The following is a 16,789-nucleotide window of genomic DNA, read 5'->3' as shown; positions in this document are numbered from 1 at the left end:
CGCCCGGGCTGCTCCCGAGGGTGGTGGGTTTTTTGCGCGCACTTCTGCCCGCACACCCACTGCCGGCGGCGCGACAGGGACTGGATCAATCCCCGTTAGGCGTGAGCACCCTGGTCGGCCAAGTCGCCCACAGGCGCGTCTTCGAATGATCCGGGATCAGCTTGACGTCCGACGCCGCTGTAGGGCGCCACGTGATTTCTCTCACAGATAAAAAATCCGTCCTCAGGCATCTACACGAGCAGTGAGGCACTGGCTCGCTTCGAGCCAGATGTTGTTCACATGAGAGGGGAGGAAGATCACGTCATGCCAGCATTGATTATCGGCGTGTTTCTCGTTGCTGCGTTCGCGATCAGTAAGCTCGTTTAGTAAATTGAAGTTCCCCGAAGTCTTTCAAAGCACGCTGCGGATGGTGAGACGCAGCACAGATTGAATAGCAAGGCCGCGCCTATTCTTCGCATAAAGGGTATGGTCCCTCTTGATAGTAGCAGGAGCATTCAATATGGGCGAGATTATTCGATTTGTCTCAAAGTCTGAGCGCGAGCAAGCCCGCTTAGTTCGAGAAGCCCTCGCGATATATGACAGCATCTTCCCGGCGGCTGATCCGGTCAGGGAGCAGCATGACAAGGCATCGATAAGTCATACGGTCAGCGGCACAAAAGCCCATCGCAGCGACGGGGGTCCCCTGTCGTGATCAAGGTCATCGCCGTGCTCTGCAGTCTCTCTTCTCCGATAGATTGCCACGAACAGATCGTCACCACCTCGGACTTCGCCCACATTTCGATGCAGTCCTGTCTGATGGGCGCGCCACAGCTCGCCGAGTAGATGAACCAGCGTCCGGCAGAGTGCCTGGCGGCATGGCGCTGCGTGATTGGTAACCAGGATCGCAGGGGAGCTTAGGGTGGAAAGCAGCCTCCCTAGACGCTTTGAACCGCTTAACCACGACCGCTGCGGTTACTGACTGGGACCGTTCAATGGCCAGCATCGAGTAAGTTCTTGTTTGCGGAGCACGAGTCCGGAAGTCGCCCCGTTTGAGACATACCCCGAGCGTCGACAATGTCTGCTCATTAGGCTAGACCGGAAGTCGCGGTCACAGTGTCATAACGACGCGATTGTCCCTGACCCGGACATTGGGCCTGATCAATATCTCAGGTCAATCCCGAGGCGCGGCCAATCGGCGAAATGAACAGCGAAACGCACCCGTAGCTCAACTGGATGAGCGCTACTGACGAGACTCGACGAGCACCGCACCTCGCATTGCCGGTTTTCCGGCGGCGAGGATGGCGGCCATTGCCGGGTTGCCCTCTGCTTGCAGCGCCACGATAGCTTGTCGAGCCCAAAGGTAAGACGCCTGAAAAATCTCAGTATGGCGGTCGAAGTCCGTCACATCTACCCCGATCGGACAGGGCGGGCGTATTACCAGATCGAGTGGTCCCGTCGGCAACGTATCGTAGCGCTGATGCGCCACGAGGCTTCGCCACAGCACATTGACGGCACTCGGCGCGGCAGGAAGCAGCTTCTTACGAAACGGCATCAGCATTGCCGCGACCAGCTCAAGTCGTCCCGGCAACGCATCATACGCGACATCAAACAGCTCAGCAGCCGGCTCGCCGAAATGCACAACCAGATTGGGGCCACTCTTTAGTTGATGCATCGGTGCCAGCGGAACATTATCGATCAGGCATCCATCGACAAGCATCGCACCTTCCGGCGTGTAGAACGGCGACAATAATCCAGGAATTGCGCTCGAGGCACGCACCGCCTGCCACAGCGGTCCCGAGCGAATTAATTCCAAATTATGGGTCGAAAGATTGGTTGCGACTGCCGCGAAAGGTCGCCAACAATCCTCGATCCGGCAGTCGTGGCCCAATTGACGGGCGAGCGCCCGATCGAACGCCTTATGATCCAGCAAGGCGTAACGCGGCCAGGTTGGCCGCCGGAAGCTGCGACTCTTGACGAAAATATCGTGCGTGCCGCGCTCAAGATCCTCGGCTTCGAGGTTTTTCGCAAATCCGGCCGCCATGGCAGAGCCGACACTAGTGCCGATAAAGATATCGAATACTACGCCAAGCTCGCAGAAGGCCTTGTAGACCCCCACATGCGCCGATCCAAGGCTTCCGCCGCCGCCGGCGACGTATCCAATCGCGCGACCCGACAGGAAGCGGATCAGACTGTCGAAATCAACCTGATCTTCCAGCGCGACATGGTGATGCATGAAGGAGGGCAGCCGAGCAAGCCAGGCCGTGGTTCCGCTGACCTGACTGCTCCGTCGATCATGAACGCGAACGAGGCGTCGCGCCGACCTTGGGTGAACCTCGCAGGCAAAAGCCTCGACATCCGTCAAGGGTCCGACCGGCGCATCGCCACGGCACCCGAACACAACCATGTCGGCCTGACGGATAGCCTTGCGTGTCCAGGCATTGTCATCGTGATCTCCGAGGTAAACTACGAGTGGCGCGGTGTGTTCGAGTCTGTTAAGCCATTCAGCGACATCGGGCGCATCCGGGGCTCGACCGGGAAACTTGGAGTTGATGCGGGCGGCATCAACGACCTCCGCATCGGTGGCGGCGAGCCCATCGCGGATTCGACGATCAAAGGCGCCAGGCAACAGCTCGCGTCCACCTTCGATTAGGGCCACCGTTCTGGCCTTTGGCGACGCGCGAAGCGGCGCGAGGCGCGCGGTCTCCTTGCCAAAGCGGAGCGCGAGCGCTGCAAGTACTGCCTCAACAATGGCAGGGGCGTCCCTGGCAAGCTTCTGGTAGGCCGTACGTGTCAACACGAGCACGCTGGTGTCGCGGATTGCAATTACATTGGCAGTGCGCGGGACATTTGCGAAGAAGCCGATTTCACCAACCAATTCACCGGAACGGAGCTCGGCGAGAGGTTCGAGTTCGCCATTTCGGCACACGGCTAGCGCACCGTGCAGCACCAAAAACAACGAGTCCGAGGGGCCACCTTGGGCAACCAGCCTTTCTCCCCGCACCAGATCCAGGCGAACCATTGCGTTCAGAGCCGTCATCCGCTGTTCTGAACTGAGCGTTCTGAACAGAGCGAAGTCCTCAGATACGTTCCACCATGCAAATGTCGCGCTCGCTTCATTCATTGGCGACATCCGGTTCGACTGCACCTCCAATGTTAATGCCGGGTCGCCCTGTCGGCTAGAATATAAGGGTCAGCGCACCAGCTCTTCGCACTGCATTCATAGAAGCACTGCAACATAGATCGCGAACCTATCCTGCCATTGCGACGCTGCAACCTTGGTGCCCGCTTTCGCTTGTGTCCCTTCGCGTTGTTTCGCGAGCGCGTAAGGTCGTTTTCAGGTAAAGCGGACATCAACTAGCAGGCAAGACCGGCTGACTCGGTCGAGAATGACCCAGAGCGTCATAGCCCGGCCCGAAATCTCGCACCGGACCGTCTCCTGCCGTATCGACGTGTGATATCCTTTCACTCGCACGAAGTGGAGGGAATGCGCAGTGAAACGCCGCGAGTTCATTACGCTGCTAGGCGGAGTAGCGGTGGCGCACAGCGTGGTCGGTAAGCGCTGATGCGTACGGCAAGCAAGACGGTCAACCTTGCCTTACAGGGTGGCGGTGCGCACGGCGCCTTCACCTGGGGCGTTTTGGATCGCCTGCTCGAAGATGACCGGGTGTCGTTCGAAGGGATCTGCGCTACCAGCGCTGGCGCTATGAACGGCACGATCTTGGCTTACGGCCTGACGATAGGCGGTCGCGAAGGCGCAAAACTCACTCTCGCCGAATATTGGCGCCGGATCAGCGAAGCTGCGGCCTGGGGACCGCTGCAGCCCTCCATTCTCGATCGTCTGTCGCAAAATCGTTGGATCGAGAGATCGCCAGCCTTCATGTTCTTCGACATGATGACACGACTGTTGTCACCCTATCAGTTTAACCCGTTGAACTACAACCCATTGCGTGACGTGCTCGAGAAGACCGTCGATTTCGAGCGACTGCGCAGGGAGAATGTCGTCAAGCTGTTCCTTTGTGCGACAAACGTCCGTACTGGAAAGGTGAAGATCTTTGAGAACCATGAGCTCACCGTCTCGGCCGTTCTCGCTTCCGGGTGCCTTCCGCAGCTCTTTCAGGCTATTGAAATCGATGGCGAAGCCTATTGGGATGGCGGCTACATGGGCAACCCAGCTATCTTCCCGCTGATCTATGGCTGCCAATCCACAGACGTCATCGTTATTCACATCAATCCAATTGTGCGTGGGGAGATTCCTCGCACGGCGAGCGATATATTAAACCGATTGAACGAAATTAGCTTCAATTCGTCTTTGATGCGCGAGATGCGAGCAATTGCCTTCGCCAACAAGCTCGTCAGCAGAGGCGCGCTGCGCGACGAGATAAAGACGATGCTGATTCATGCCATAGAGGCGGAATCGTTCATGAAGGACCTCGGCGTCGCCTCCAAGTTTAATGCAGACTGGGAGTTTCTCACCTATCTGCGCGACGTGGGCCGTACCTGCGCTGAGGAGTGGTTAGCCGCAAATTATTGTCATATCGGTGTGCGTTCGACCATCGACATTCACGGCCGATACTTGTAGCGCGTTTAGATTGGTACAAAAACGCCTGCAACCCCAGCTCGTCACCAAGAATTTGGTTCTCGAGAGTTAATTGGGTTGCGTTCGTCGAGAAAGGTGGACCTCAATACTTGGTGCTGACGTCCGCTTCTGATGCTGTGGACGGCTCGAGAGTGCCAAGGAGTGGGCGCCGTTTGAGGCTTCCACGATTCGGAGGAGCAGCCTATGCGGTCAATTTCGATAATCGGCCTGAATATCGCCAAGCCGCTCTTTCAAGTGCATGGCGTTGATACAGCCGGCCAGGTGGTCATCCGCCGTCAGTTAAGGCGCCAGCAGGTCGTGGCATTTTTCCAGAAGCTGCCGCCCTGCTTGGTGGGTATCGAGGCTTGCGCGCCAGGCGGACAGCATGGTTTCATGGACTTCCGCACACTGCGTAAGGGAATGCGCGTGCGCAAATTGCAAACTTTAACTCGAAGTGGTTGACGCGCCACCACTCATGCGGCGTTGGACATTGCGCCGGAGCACATCGGCAACGTCAAAGTCACCCGCCCGCAAACCGGTGCGGAGTACCGGGACTTGCTGCGCGACGACCGCACCGTCTACATCTATGGCGAGCGGGTGAAGGACGTCACCACGCACCCGGCCTTCCGCAACACCGCACGCATGGTCGTGCGCCTCTACGACGCGCTGCACGACGACAAGCGCAAGCACAAGCTGCTGCTGCCGACCGGAACCGGCAATGGCGGCATGACACACGCCTTCTTCAAAGCGCCGAAAACCGTGGACGACATGATTGCCGGACGCGAGGCGATCGCCGAATGGGCCAAAATCACCTATGGCTGGCTGGGACGGGCGCCGGACTACAAGGCCGCGTTCCTGGCGACGCTCGGCGCCAATTCCGATTTTTATGATCCGCCAAGCGCTGGTACAAGTTCAGCCAGGAGCGCGGCTGGGTCTAAAGCCAGCCAAGCCTGCAAACCATCCGCTCTGCGCGCTGTGCAAGCTCGGCAGACGCGTTGATTATGCCTTGGCGGTCCCTCTGCTGGGTGAGCCTGATGTCCGTTCACGGCAGACTTGGTCATTCGGCAATTTGGCTCGATGCCCGGTTGCACAAGTTGGATCATCCCCGCCAACTGAGCCCGCTGGTAATGTTGTCGGCGGGCTTTTTTGGCCCCAAATTTGGTCCCAAACTGCCGGGTATGCACAGTTACCGGATGGGCCGAGCCTCGGCAGTTAGATCGCATGCTTGATCAGGTGCGCCGGGCAATGGGTAGCGGTGAGACCTCGAAATGGACGAATGCGAACGCGAGGACGACGACCCGACTGAGGAAACGCAGCAGCCGCCGGAGAGCCCGTTGATTGCGCCCAGATTTGAGTGACGGAGATCACAGCGAGAGGCCAAGCTTCAGCGGTACGCCTCTCACCACGCAAGGCTGGATGGTCTCGCCAGCCAAATGAAAGGAACCGCAACCGCGACGCGGCCGTTGGATTTCGCTTTGGCATTGCATCATCAAAGTTGTACACCTGTTCACGCCCAGCCAGAGGTGGCGAATAACGCTGGCAGTCCGGGGGCAGTTCCTTTTGGACCCGAGTAAGACCTTTCTTGTGGTCGCCCAATAGTGGTCAACGTTCTGCGGGAAAGGCGTCAAGTCTCGGGTTGTCCTGACCGGACCGGTAGCCGCTACGAGAGTGTCGGAGATAGGGGGTCCTCGAAAAGGGGCCCCTTATCGTTTGAGCGCTTCGTCACATTCACCGCCGCCGGCGCCCAGATCATGTTGTTGCTGTCGCTGTTGTTGATCCGATGGTGGGCAGCCGGCTCACATTGAAGTCCCCCGCGCACCGAAACCGGACATAAACGTCACTTCGTCATTGACTCGCGTGAAGCTCTGCAGCTCCGCAATGCGATTGTCGGCGCGGCGAAGCCGCCGACAAAGCTCGCGGTTGATATTCTGCATCACCATCACATACGCGTAGATGTCGGCCTTGTAGTACGCGTAGAGTTGTCGAGCCGTGAGCTCGTACAGGAGGGTTGGGCTCTGCGCGACGATGGTCGCTGATCTGTTCTGCATCTCGATAAGCGTCATTTCGCCAAAAAAGTCACCCGGCCCAAGACTCGCCATGCGAATTATGCGCCCCGAGCCGCCGAGCTTGCTCACCACGAGCTCGCCGGAGTGAACAACGAACATTGAGCGGCCCGGTTCTCCTTCCGCCACGATAGTGGCACCGACGTCGAAGCGGCGCTCGACCAGCATTGAGACCAAGAGATCGCAACTCCCGTCTGAGAGTCCACCGAAGAAAGGTGTGGCAAGCAAAAACGCTTTCAGATCGGGCGAGCTGACAGCCATCGAGAAAATATACTCCCGCTCCCAGTGGTGGCAAGCGGGCCAAACCCGACGGAACATCTCCAATAAGTATCGCGCGGGAGCCCGGGGCCGCCGATCAAAGCAGGCAGACCGGCCTGATCATTGTGGAGTAATTCTCCCCACTTGTGACGTTTGAAATTCCAATTTTCGTGACGACCGACCGTCCACGGCATACCCGGGATGGTCGGCCAGCGCCGAGACGTTGACGCCGCAGGCCGGAGGGAGAGCGCGGTGATCAAACTTGGGGAACCTGTCACGATCCTGGATTTTGATCGCCAAGGTCTGTCGGTCAGGAGCCGCCGGTTTACAAAAGCGCCACCAAGGTGTTCTCGATGGTGCTCTGCTACTCACTCGCTGATCTGGGCGCGCTCCGTCGTCCACTAGGATCAGCAAATAGTCCTTCGCTGTCATCTCCGGACGCGGGAGTCGCTTACTGCGCGGCGGCTTTATTCGCCCATGTCAAAGGCGAGCTCGAATGGAGGCCAATATGCCTGTCGTCGTGTCGATGATGGTTAGGGCCTGCTGAGTCTTGCCTTGCCCCAACGGATATTTGGTACACCGCTCGGATATCTGAACTAACCGTCTTCTTTCGCTGATCAGGATCGTGCTGCTCGTGTCGACGGCAAACTTGACGATATCCCGCATTGGATTTTTGTCGCCAAAGTCGGTCAGATCTTTCTCCATCGTGATCAGGTACTCGTAGCTTGCTAGTTCGTCGGAGATCTGAAGAAGTTCCCGGAGAGTCGAGTTGACACAGTCGGCGTCCTCGCTGGAAACATCGGGGCGCTTTACGGTTGCGACAAGGTCATTCATGAGGTTGGCAAAGAGCGGCCTAAGGCTCTCCGCCTGCCTGAAATCGCTCTCGGACAGGACGCCCGCACAGCACACACTGGGTAGGAACAGCCCAAGCCCCAAGCTTGCCGCCAGCATCTTTCGGTGCGCTCGCGCTGGGAACGAAAATCTCGTGATCAGGCCGTGCATCCCAATTGGTCCTTCCCTGCCACCCCTTATTGTTAGATGATTGTTTCTGTGCAAAGATCGGCCATCGTCGACTTCAGTTCACACTTGCTTTGCGTGCAGACATGTCGGCGTCTGAACCGCTCCCAAAGCCGGAGCATACGAGCATGACCGACGGGCCGCAACGGGCGTTTCGCACCGCGGCCCTAGACCGGGCTGCGTCTCCCGAGCAGCTCGATCATCTCGTTGTTATCACCAAGCCCGCTGACTGGATTCTTACCCTTGTGCTGTGCATTGCGCTTGTGGCGGCCGTGCTGTGGGGCATTTTCGGGCGCGTGCCCACTCGCGTCTCGGGCGACGGAATCCTGATCGGCAGTGGCGGTAAGGTCGTCGACGCCGTATCGGCCGCTGCCGGACGGCTGCAGTCGGTCGCAGTCACGGTGGGCGATCACGTCAGTAAGGATCAGCCCATCGCCCAGATCGTTCAAACCGAGATTCAGCAAAAGCACAACGCAGCCACCGAGGTCTTTCATGAACGCGAGCGGGAGCACGCCGACCGGGTGTCGAAAGCTGAAAGCGAACTCGCCGCCAAGAGCCAGAACTTTGCAAAACTTGAAATCGCCTTGCAACAGGTGATCAAGGCAACGAGCCAGCGCATCGGGTATCTCACCGTCGACGTCAAGAACCTGGAGGATCTGCTGGCCAAGGGATACACGACGCGGCGCAATCTGGAAGAGCGACGCCAGGAGCTGACCGATGCGCAACAGCGTCTTACTGACGCCCAAAACGAGATTTTAAAGTTGCGGTCGCAGAAGACGGATCTGGAAACGGATCGCGGGCGTGAAATTCAGCAGTCCGAGTTTGCCCTCAACGAGGCCCGGCGGCAAATGAATGCCGCAGCCGAACAGCTGAGCCAGAACACCCAAGTGATCAGCCCGATGGACGGGCGGGTTTTGGAAGTGAAGATTTCGCCCGGTTCGGTGCTAGCCATCGGCACACCGGTGATTGCGATCGAAAGCGAAGGCGCCAAGCTCCAAGCCGTCGTCTATGTTCCCGCGGAACGGGGCAAACAAGTTAAGCCTGGCATGCAGGTGCAACTCGAGCCGAGCACGGTGAAGCGCGAGGAATTTGGCATGATGCTGGGCAACGTGATCAGCATCTCTGATTTCCCGATGACGCCGCAAGGCATGGCCGCGCTGCTGCATAACGAAAGCCTGGTTTCACGCTTCTCGCACGACGGTGCACCCTACGCCGCGACGGTTGCGCTCTATGAAGACGCCTCCACTCCAACCGGTTATCGATGGGCCGTTGGCAACGGGCCGAACATTCATCTCACGAGCGGAACGTTGGCGCGGGCCGAGATCACAACACGCCGGCAGCGCCCCCTCGATCTGGTGATACCCCTGCTCAAGCACCTCACGGGAATTGATGGATAAGCCTTCTCCAAAGCAGCCAATCAGCGAGCGCGGTCGGCCCAAATCTTACGTCAGCCGCATGGCGAGCTGGTTGCCACGCCGACGCACCCGGCGGACACCGATGATCCTGCAGATGGAAGCCGTCGAATGCGGTGCGGCGGCGCTTGGCATCATTCTCGGCTACTACGGTGCGTGGATTCCGTTGGAGCAGCTTCGTGTCGCATGCGGCGTATCGCGCGACGGCAGCAAGGCGAGCAATATCATCAGAGCGGCGCGCCGATACGGCCTGACGGCGAAGGGCTACAGCGTCGAACCTCCGGCACTTGCCGAGCTTCCGACGCCTTGCATCATTCACTGGAACTTCAACCATTTCGTGGTCCTGGAAGGAATTGATAGAAAGCGCGCCTACATAAATGACCCCGCGAGCGGGCGTCGGCGGATCGATCTGGTCGAGCTTGATCTCGCGTTCACCGGCGTTGTCCTGGTGTTTGAACGGGGCGAAAGCTTCGAGAAGGTTGGCAGCAAACCGAAGGGCATAAGCCTGCTCATGCGGGAGCTGCGCCAATCAAAGGAGGCGGTGGCCCTGCTAGTTGTTGTCAGCATCGTCGCGGTCCTGCCCAATATTGTTGCCGCAGGATTTTCAAAAATATTTGTTGATGAAATTTTGATCCAGCACACGCGCAGCTGGCTTGTGCCGCTCCTGATCGGCATGGCGCTGACGGCCGCCTTCCGGGCCGTTCTGACCACCATACGCCAATCGCTGCTATTGCGGCTGCAGACCAAGCTCGCCGTCGTGATGACCAGCCGCTTTCTATGGCGTCTTATGACGCTGCCGCTGGAATTCTTCACCCAACGCCACGCCGGCGACATTGCAGGCCGTATTGCAGCCAACGAACAGATCGCCCGGCTGCTTTCAAGCGGCATTGCCGCCAATGCGCTCAGCCTGATGTCGGTGGTCTTGTTCGCCGCGGCCATGGCCGTCTACGACGTTAGCCTGACCGCGCTTTGCGTCGCAATCTCTTTGGTAAATGTTCTTCTCCTGCGGCTTGTCGCTTCACGCCGCCAGGAACTGAGCTATCGGCTGGCGCTCGATCAGGGAAAGCTGCTCGGGGCGACCGTGAGCATGGTGCGGACCATCGAAACCATCAAAGCAAGTGGATTGGAGGACGACGCCTTCGGCCGGTGGGCCGGTCTTCAAGCCAAAACCCTCAACGCCGAACAGAGGATCGGCGCCTCCGCCATCATATTGGACATGGTCCCGACCCTGCTCTCGGGCCTCATGATCGCAGCGATTCTTGGTGTCGGAGGCTTGCGGGTTATTCAGGGCTCCCTGACACTGGGAAGCCTCGTGGCCTTCCAATCCTTAGCATTGAGTTTCTCCGAGCCTTTCGTCAACCTCGTTAATTATTTCGGCGGCCTGCAAACCATCAAGGGAGCGCTCGAACGGCTCGAGGATGTCTACCGGTACCCGCTAGCGCCGCAACCGCCGGCACATGCGGATGCCTTGCCGCCCAAGCTTACCGGCCGACTCGAACTTCACAACATCAGCTTCGGCTATTCGGTGCTCGAGCCGCCGCTTTTGGCGGATCTTTCGCTGGTGATCCCTGCCGGTTCACGCGTGGCACTCGTTGGCGTGTCGGGCAGCGGAAAATCAACCCTCGGCAAGCTGATCTGCGGATTGTACAAACCCTGGTCCGGCGAGATTCGTTTTGACGGATGTAGGCTGACGGACGTCCCTGCGGACGTTTTTGCGAACTCCGTCGCCTACGTCGACCAGGACGTCTTTCTGTTTGAGGGAACCGCGCGAGACAATTTGACGCTCTGGGATTCAACAACCGACGAGCGCCATCTGTTGACGGCGGCCAAGGACGCGCTGATTCATCAAGACCTTGCGATCAGACCAGGCAATTATGACTGCCACGTCAACGAAGGCGGTACGAACTTCAGCGGCGGCCAGCGTCAGCGCATCGAAATCGCCCGAGCTCTGGTTTGCAATCCCTCGATCCTTGTCCTGGATGAAGCAACTGCTGCACTCGATCCGATCACGGAAAAATCCATCGACGACAACCTGCGGCGCAGAGGTTGCAGCTGCATCATCATCGCCCACCGCTTGAGCACGATACGCGATTGCGACGAAATCATCGTGCTCGAACGCGGGCGCATCGTTGAGCGCGGAACGCATGAAGAGCTTCTTGCGCTTCAGGCCTCCTATGCCAAGTTGGTGGCGCGCGAATGACCGATCGATTTGTCACGGAGGATTTCGTTGGGCATCAACGCGAGGTGCCGATCGGTCTGTTACACCGGACCGCGCTCGATGCGCGGCGCCCGATGCTTCTCAGCGACCAAGAGCACGTTCTTCAAGTGGCAGCCGGTCACGTCGATTTGTTTGCAGTCCAGCCGTCAGGCACGCGCCAGCATTTGTTTCGAGTCGAAAACGGCGAATGCATTCTGGACCTCCACAATGCCTGCGAGACCTCGGGTAGCCGGTTGCAAATCATCGCCGTCGGCCCCCCCGGAACTGAGCTTTTGGAGGTGCCGCGCAGGGCGGCGTCCTTTGGTCCTGTGTCTGGCTGGATTGCCCAATTGGCGACGTTCATGGTCCGCTCGGCGCCAAACGAAGCCATTTCCGAGCTGGTGAGCGGTGAGGCGATTGAACTGCACCCGGGCGACCGCCGTCGCGGTCCGATGCGGGACCTCCTGTGGGCACACCTCGAAACCGGGACAGCAAAGGTCATGAACGTCGGCTCGAGCTTCGCTCCCGGACAGCCACCCTTCCCTTTGACTGGTGGGATGTGGGTGGAAGCCGGCGAGCAAGGGTGCAAATTGCGTCTCGACCCGAACCCGCCAGATTCCTTGGTTCTCTGGTCCGCGATTGATCGATTCCAGGTGGCTGTTATTGCCCATCTCGAGCGCGGCCTCGCAGAGGGCGTCATTCGAGAGCGGGAACGCTTGGTCCGCCGTGGCGAACTCATTGTGTCGCAAACGCTCGACTCGTTTGAGCGGCTCTCTGATGTCGTGGTCAGAAAAGCCGATCGTACGCAATCCGAATGGGACCCGACAGACCCGCTGCTTCGCAGTTGCCGCGTTGTCGGAGAAGAACTGGGAATACCGGTTAGGCTTTCGCAGCGCGCTCAACCTACAAGACAGGCCTTCAGCGACATTCTGGAGATCGCTCGCACAGCCCAATTGCGGATCCGCCGTGTGCTCCTGCGCGATGTCTGGTGGAAGACCGATGCTGGACCGCTCCTCGGTTGGCATGGAGAGGAACGTAGTCCAGTGGCTCTGGTGCGCAAGCGGGCGAACACCTACACGGTGTTCGACCCAAAGGGCGGAAGACATCGCTTGGTCGATCGCTCCGTTGCCGGCGAGCTCAAGCCGGAGGCCATCACTTTCTATCCAGTGTTGCCGTTCCGCCCGCTCCAATATCGCGATCTGCTCGCCTTTGCGATGCGAGGCGTTTCCAGCAGCATCGCGCGCATCGCGTTGGCTGTTATGGCAATCGGGCTACTGTCGCTGATCCCGCCACTGCTCACCAATGTCCTGGTCAATTCGGTTATCCCTCGCACCGAGATCGATCAGCTCGCTGTTTGTGCGCTAGCGCTGACGGTCACCGCTGTGGCGATGGCAAGTTTGCAGATGATGCTAGGACGGGTCACGTTAAGGCTCGAAGGTCTGCTCGACTATAAGCTGCAGGCCGCGGTGATCGACCGATTGCTGCGCCTGCCCACCTCTCTGTTTCGCGAATATACAAGCGGCGATTTGGTCGATCGCGCCATGGGCATCGACGCCACTCGCCGGATCTTCACCGGACGTGTGCTGGGCGGCTTTACGGCCTCGTTCTTTTCTTTCTTCAGCATTGGGCTGATGCTCTACTATGACCTCCGACTGGGCAGCATTGCACTGCTGCTCACGCTGATCAGAGCGGCTGCAATTCTTGCCACGAGCGCCGTGCGGCTCTACTACGAAACTAAACATTTCAACCTGCAAGGCAAGGCCAGCGGCTTTGTGCTACAATTGATTGCGGGCGTCGGCAAGCTGCGCGTGGCCGGCGCAACGGCGCGCGCGTTAGCGCGATGGTCGCAACAATTTGCCGTACAGAGGCGCTATTTCATCGCCTCGCAGCAAGCGGCCAACGCGCTGAGCACCTTTGATACCGCCTTTTCGATGCTGGCGACCTTGAGCATCTATGCGCTTGCCTCCTACACAAACAGTCACGTCCTGCTCGATCTCGGCGCATTCCTCGCCTTTCTGGCAGCGTTCGGACAGGCCACGGCCGCGATAGGTAGTTGGGCCTCAAGCGTCAGCGAATCACTGGTGACGATTCCTCACCTCAGCCGACTGAAGCCCGTAATTTCGACCCCTGCCGAGATCTCTGAGGAACGGCGATCGCCCGGAGAGCTATCCGGAGAGATCGAACTTTCCGGCGTCGTCTTCCGCTATATGCAAGGCGGGCCGAAGGTCCTGGATGACGTCAGCCTAAGCATTGCGACGGGTGACTACGTCGCAGTCGTCGGTCCCTCAGGTAGCGGGAAATCGTCGCTCTTTCGTTTGCTGCTCGGTTTTGAGCGCGCAGAAGCCGGCACGGTGTTTTTCGACGGCAAGGCGCTCAACACGCTCGACATCAGCGCCGTGCGCCGGCAGCTTGGGGTGGTGCTGCAAGATACCAAGCTCGCAACCGGAAGCCTTTACGAAAACATTTGCGGCGGCGTTGATTTGCCGCTGGAGAAGGCGTGGGAGGCCGCCCGATTGGCGGCGCTGGATGCCGACATCGCGCAGATGCCGATGGGAATGCATACGCTGGTTGCGGAAGGCGTGAATACGCTGTCGGGCGGTCAGCGGCAGCGGCTATTGATCGCCCGGGCTCTTGCGCGCTCACCACGGATTCTTCTGTTTGATGAGGCAACCAGCGCGCTCGACAACCAAACCCAGAGCATCATCGGCACCTCGCTGGAACGATTGAGCATCACGCGGATTGTGATTGCGCATCGCCTCAGCACCGTGCGCAATGCAGATCGTATTGTCATGCTCTCGCGCGGCAAAGTCGTGCAAACTGGAAGCTACGCAGAGCTCATGAGCGTTCCGGGTCCGTTTGCGGATTTTGCCAAGCGGCAGTTGCTTGAACCCGGTCATCGCTAGTCTAACGGCGGGGCGGGCGATCATCCGCAAGCATCATGTGCAGCATCACAGTCTTACGACTGGGATTGTAGCGAACGAAAGCGCGTCCTTGAAAGAGCAAGATCAATTGTGTGGCTGCCGGGCATCGACACCGTGTCGAGACCTCTTCCCGTAGTTCATTGCGCGAGGGTTCTTGTGTCCGTGAGAATTCTCGATTGAGAGTATCCGCGCACCCCTCGGGAGAAGCAGCCCGTGGAGTGCGCGGGCATTGCCGACTTAGCTGATGGATCCAGCCTGGACCCCGGTGTTCGTCTGAGGGCCGGCCACCTGGACAACGGAGCCGCCGAGAGCAACACCGGTCTGGTTGAGCGAGTTATTCTGAAGAAGAGTCTGGGTCAACGTCGGGATCGAGATTGAAGCAACGTTGGTAGTACCGCCAGCCACCGCCTCGAGGTCCGTATCGATGAGTTCACGAATCATGATGATTTATCCAAAGAGTTTTGTATCTGTGAACAACATCTGGCTCGAAGCGAGCCAGTGCCTCACTGCTCGTGTAGATGCCCGAGGACGGATTTTTCACGTGGCGCCCTACAGCGGCTCTCGGACGACAAGCTGATCCCGGATCATTCGAAGACGCGCCTATGGCGACTTGGCCGACCAGGGTGCTCACGCCTAACGGGGATTGATCCAGTCCCTGTCGCGCCGCCGGAAAGCATGTCGATGCGGCAAATGCCGCTACCAGTTGCGTAATACCAGCGCCCGTCAGCCCAACAGGTGGCGTGATGACGCGCGTGCGCACATTACCGCCGCTTGTTCAGCTGACATCAACGTATGATTGTTGTGCCATCTTTCGTGGGTGTCCCACCGACGCAGGGGACTGTCCTAGGGCAACGCTTGCTCGAATTGAGGGGGCCATCGCCTGAATTGAAATCGCGCAACAGGAGGGAATGCCATGAGACACGATTACAAAATCGCAATGGTATTGATCTTCGCCAATATGTCGGTTTCGGCTTTTGCTGGCGACAATCTGAAAGGCACCTATGCCGTCGCTGGCACTTCGACATGTCTAGCGGCCCCGTCAGGATTTGCAAACGACAGCGAGGGAAATCCGACGATTGCGAATGGCACCGATAGCGCTTGGAAGTCGGCCACAAGATGCCAGGTTCGGGTCATTGCCGGTAAGGCTCGGATCAAGCATATGATTATGCTTCGCGTCCAAGAGCCGACATTGCGTGCTGATGATTGCACCCAAAATAAAGGCCCCGACGATGCACGTCGGGGCTTCTCGAGGATCAGCAGGCTCGGGTACATCCGCCGGACTTCTGATCATTGACGCTGCATTACCGCACTCAATCTAGCGCAGACTGTGACCAGGGGCACTCAGGTTGATACCTCCTTGCGCCTCTGCCTCGTAGTTCGCGACCAGTTCGCCGGACCGAACGAACTGGTCGCGTGCCCGGCAGCCCTACATCATCCCGGTCACCGGGAATTCAATCATCGCGTAAGCAGCCCAAACGCCCAAACCTCCGCCTAAGCCCTTGCGCCGACCTACTACCCACGACAGCAGCCTCGATCCCATCAACCGCTGACAGCGTTGCCGCGACGTCGTCATTGTCCTTGCCCTGGGCGTTGGGGGCTCGACCCATAGCGCGTGGCGCTGAATCCCATCACCGACAGTCGGCTCCGGCCTTGACTTGCCGCAGTGCCGTGCATCACAGTCGAGGAGAGGCCGATATGTTGTCATCCGGCAGTTAGCGCACCGTAGCAGTTTACTGTTCGCGGTAAGCGCGGCGGGACAGGTGGCCTCCTCAGCGCCTGTCCCGCTGTCCCAACCCTCTTCGTCCGCGCGACCGCTGCCGGCCCCATTGGCGATGGCTCGGCGTAGTCGCCCCACTTCGCCGGCGCCCGTTGAATTCACGGGCTGTTCGCGAGCATCAAAAAGCTCCACGTTGGAGCAAGCCATGAAGCGTATCGGCATTTATCTGCGTGTCAGCACTGACGGACAGACCACGGAGAACCAGCGCCGCGAGCTGGAGGCGGTCGCCAAGCGCTCGGGCTGGGTGATCGTCGGCCTCTACGAGGACGCCGACGTCAGCGGCTCCAACGGCCACAACAAGCGTCCTGGCTTCGATCGGCTGCTGAAGGATGTCACCGCCCGCTAGATCAACATGATCACGGCCTGGAGCGTTGATCGCCTCGGCCGCAGCTTGCAGGATCTGGTCGGCTTCCTGGCGACCTCCAGGCCGTGAAATAAGTGCGACCTGTACCTGCACCAGCAGGCGCTCGACACCACGCCCCCCTCGGGCGCACGATGTTCCAGATGTGCGGCTTGTTTGCCGAAGTCGAGAAGGCCATGTCGTCGAGCGCGTCAACGCCGGCCTCGCACGCGCCAAGGCAAACGGCGT

General features: G+C 59.1%; 12 protein-coding genes and 2 pseudogenes. 10 read left to right on the top strand and 4 right to left on the bottom strand.

Translation table 11 applies throughout. The annotated features are described in order from the left end of the window. Positions 1-499 precede the first annotated feature (499 nt). Together SO140_RS35435 and SO140_RS35430 are read left to right on the top strand one after the other, a co-directional pair. The gene (locus SO140_RS35435; RefSeq protein WP_084801440.1) at positions 500-691 is read left to right on the top strand and encodes a hypothetical protein; all 192 of its coding nucleotides are present in this window, start codon (positions 500-502) and stop codon (positions 689-691) included. Continuing rightward, a pseudogene (locus tag SO140_RS35430) lies at positions 688-897 on the top strand (hypothetical protein). The gene SO140_RS35435 and the pseudogene SO140_RS35430 overlap by 4 nt, the downstream one beginning before the upstream one ends. Positions 898-1,219: 322 nt before the next feature. Here the strand turns inward: SO140_RS35430 and SO140_RS35425 are convergent. After that, positions 1,220-3,100 (bottom strand): patatin-like phospholipase family protein, encoded by a 1,881-nt coding sequence (locus SO140_RS35425; RefSeq protein WP_449382385.1) that lies wholly within the window; start codon positions 3,098-3,100, stop codon positions 1,220-1,222. 441 nt (positions 3,101-3,541) lie between these two features. Here SO140_RS35425 and SO140_RS35420 point away from each other — a divergent pair, with 441 nt between their 5' ends. The 3 genes and pseudogenes from SO140_RS35420 (at position 3,542) to SO140_RS35410 (ending at position 5,554) form a co-directional block, all read left to right on the top strand. After that, positions 3,542-4,558, top strand: a complete 1,017-nt coding sequence (locus SO140_RS35420; RefSeq protein WP_474804105.1) for a patatin-like phospholipase family protein — start codon at positions 3,542-3,544, stop codon at positions 4,556-4,558. A gap of 201 nt (positions 4,559-4,759) precedes the next feature. Then, positions 4,760-4,942: pseudogene (locus SO140_RS35415) on the top strand (IS110 family transposase); the annotation flags it as partial. 96 nt (positions 4,943-5,038) lie between these two features. Further along, positions 5,039-5,554: a 4-hydroxyphenylacetate 3-hydroxylase N-terminal domain-containing protein gene (locus SO140_RS35410; protein WP_449382383.1), complete on the top strand. Its 516-nt coding sequence runs from the start codon at positions 5,039-5,041 to the stop codon at positions 5,552-5,554. Positions 5,555-6,351: 797 nt separating this feature from the next. Here SO140_RS35410 and SO140_RS35405 read toward each other — a convergent pair. Further along, positions 6,352-6,879: a Crp/Fnr family transcriptional regulator gene (locus tag SO140_RS35405; protein ID WP_449382382.1), complete on the bottom strand. Its 528-nt coding sequence runs from the start codon at positions 6,877-6,879 to the stop codon at positions 6,352-6,354. Between the two features lie 477 nt (positions 6,880-7,356). After that, positions 7,357-7,878, bottom strand: coding sequence for a hypothetical protein (locus tag SO140_RS35400; RefSeq protein WP_449382381.1), 522 nt, complete (start codon positions 7,876-7,878; stop codon positions 7,357-7,359). A 143-nt stretch (positions 7,879-8,021) separates the two neighbouring features. On the opposite strand from SO140_RS35400, the gene SO140_RS35395 reads away from it, so the two are divergent. The 3 genes from SO140_RS35395 (at position 8,022) to SO140_RS35385 (ending at position 14,405) form a co-directional block, all read left to right on the top strand. Beyond that, complete coding sequence (locus tag SO140_RS35395; protein ID WP_449382380.1) at positions 8,022-9,290, top strand: NHLP bacteriocin system secretion protein; 1,269 nt, start codon at positions 8,022-8,024, stop codon at positions 9,288-9,290. A gap of 100 nt (positions 9,291-9,390) precedes the next feature. Continuing rightward, complete coding sequence (locus SO140_RS35390; protein WP_449382379.1) at positions 9,391-11,505, top strand: NHLP family bacteriocin export ABC transporter peptidase/permease/ATPase subunit; 2,115 nt, start codon at positions 9,391-9,393, stop codon at positions 11,503-11,505. After that, complete coding sequence (locus tag SO140_RS35385) at positions 11,502-14,405, top strand: NHLP bacteriocin export ABC transporter permease/ATPase subunit (RefSeq protein ID WP_498543770.1); 2,904 nt, start codon at positions 11,502-11,504, stop codon at positions 14,403-14,405. Before SO140_RS35390 ends, SO140_RS35385 begins: the two co-directional genes overlap by 4 nt. A 255-nt stretch (positions 14,406-14,660) precedes the next feature. Here the strand turns inward: SO140_RS35385 and SO140_RS35380 are convergent, their stop codons facing one another. After that, positions 14,661-14,864: a hypothetical protein gene (locus tag SO140_RS35380; protein WP_449382377.1), complete on the bottom strand. Its 204-nt coding sequence runs from the start codon at positions 14,862-14,864 to the stop codon at positions 14,661-14,663. A 472-nt stretch (positions 14,865-15,336) separates the two neighbouring features. Here SO140_RS35380 and SO140_RS35375 point away from each other — a divergent pair, with 472 nt between their 5' ends. Further along, on the top strand, positions 15,337-15,717 hold the full coding sequence (locus SO140_RS35375; RefSeq protein ID WP_449382376.1) for a hypothetical protein: 381 nt from the start codon (positions 15,337-15,339) through the stop codon (positions 15,715-15,717). A gap of 628 nt (positions 15,718-16,345) precedes the next feature. Continuing rightward, complete coding sequence (locus SO140_RS35370; protein WP_449382375.1) at positions 16,346-16,546, top strand: recombinase family protein; 201 nt, start codon at positions 16,346-16,348, stop codon at positions 16,544-16,546. The last annotated feature ends 243 nt before the right edge of the window (positions 16,547-16,789 follow it).

Source organism: Bradyrhizobium sp. UFLA05-108 (assembly GCF_059803455.1).
The sequence above is the reverse complement of the archived record's forward strand: the minus strand, read 5'-3'. Positions and strand labels throughout refer to the sequence as shown.

What these genes read in the sequence shown, in the direction of transcription:
- SO140_RS35400 (WP_449382381.1), bottom strand. Translation starts at nt 7,878, where the DNA reads ATGCACGGCCTGATCACGAGATTTTCGTTCCCAGCGCGAGCGCACCGA.
- SO140_RS35375 (WP_449382376.1), top strand. Translation starts at nt 15,337, where the DNA reads ATGAGACACGATTACAAAATCGCAATGGTATTGATCTTCGCCAATATG.
- SO140_RS35390 (WP_449382379.1), top strand. Translation starts at nt 9,391, where the DNA reads ATGATCCTGCAGATGGAAGCCGTCGAATGCGGTGCGGCGGCGCTTGGC.
- SO140_RS35425 (WP_449382385.1), bottom strand. Translation starts at nt 3,100, where the DNA reads ATGAATGAAGCGAGCGCGACATTTGCATGGTGGAACGTATCTGAGGAC.
- SO140_RS35380 (WP_449382377.1), bottom strand. Translation starts at nt 14,864, where the DNA reads ATGATTCGTGAACTCATCGATACGGACCTCGAGGCGGTGGCTGGCGGT.
- SO140_RS35395 (WP_449382380.1), top strand. Translation starts at nt 8,022, where the DNA reads ATGACCGACGGGCCGCAACGGGCGTTTCGCACCGCGGCCCTAGACCGG.
- SO140_RS35385 (WP_498543770.1), top strand. Translation starts at nt 11,502, where the DNA reads ATGACCGATCGATTTGTCACGGAGGATTTCGTTGGGCATCAACGCGAG.
- SO140_RS35405 (WP_449382382.1), bottom strand. Translation starts at nt 6,879, where the DNA reads ATGGCTGTCAGCTCGCCCGATCTGAAAGCGTTTTTGCTTGCCACACCT.
- SO140_RS35370 (WP_449382375.1), top strand. Translation starts at nt 16,346, where the DNA reads ATGAAGCGTATCGGCATTTATCTGCGTGTCAGCACTGACGGACAGACC.
- SO140_RS35435 (WP_084801440.1), top strand. Translation starts at nt 500, where the DNA reads ATGGGCGAGATTATTCGATTTGTCTCAAAGTCTGAGCGCGAGCAAGCC.
- SO140_RS35420 (WP_474804105.1), top strand. Translation starts at nt 3,542, where the DNA reads ATGCGTACGGCAAGCAAGACGGTCAACCTTGCCTTACAGGGTGGCGGT.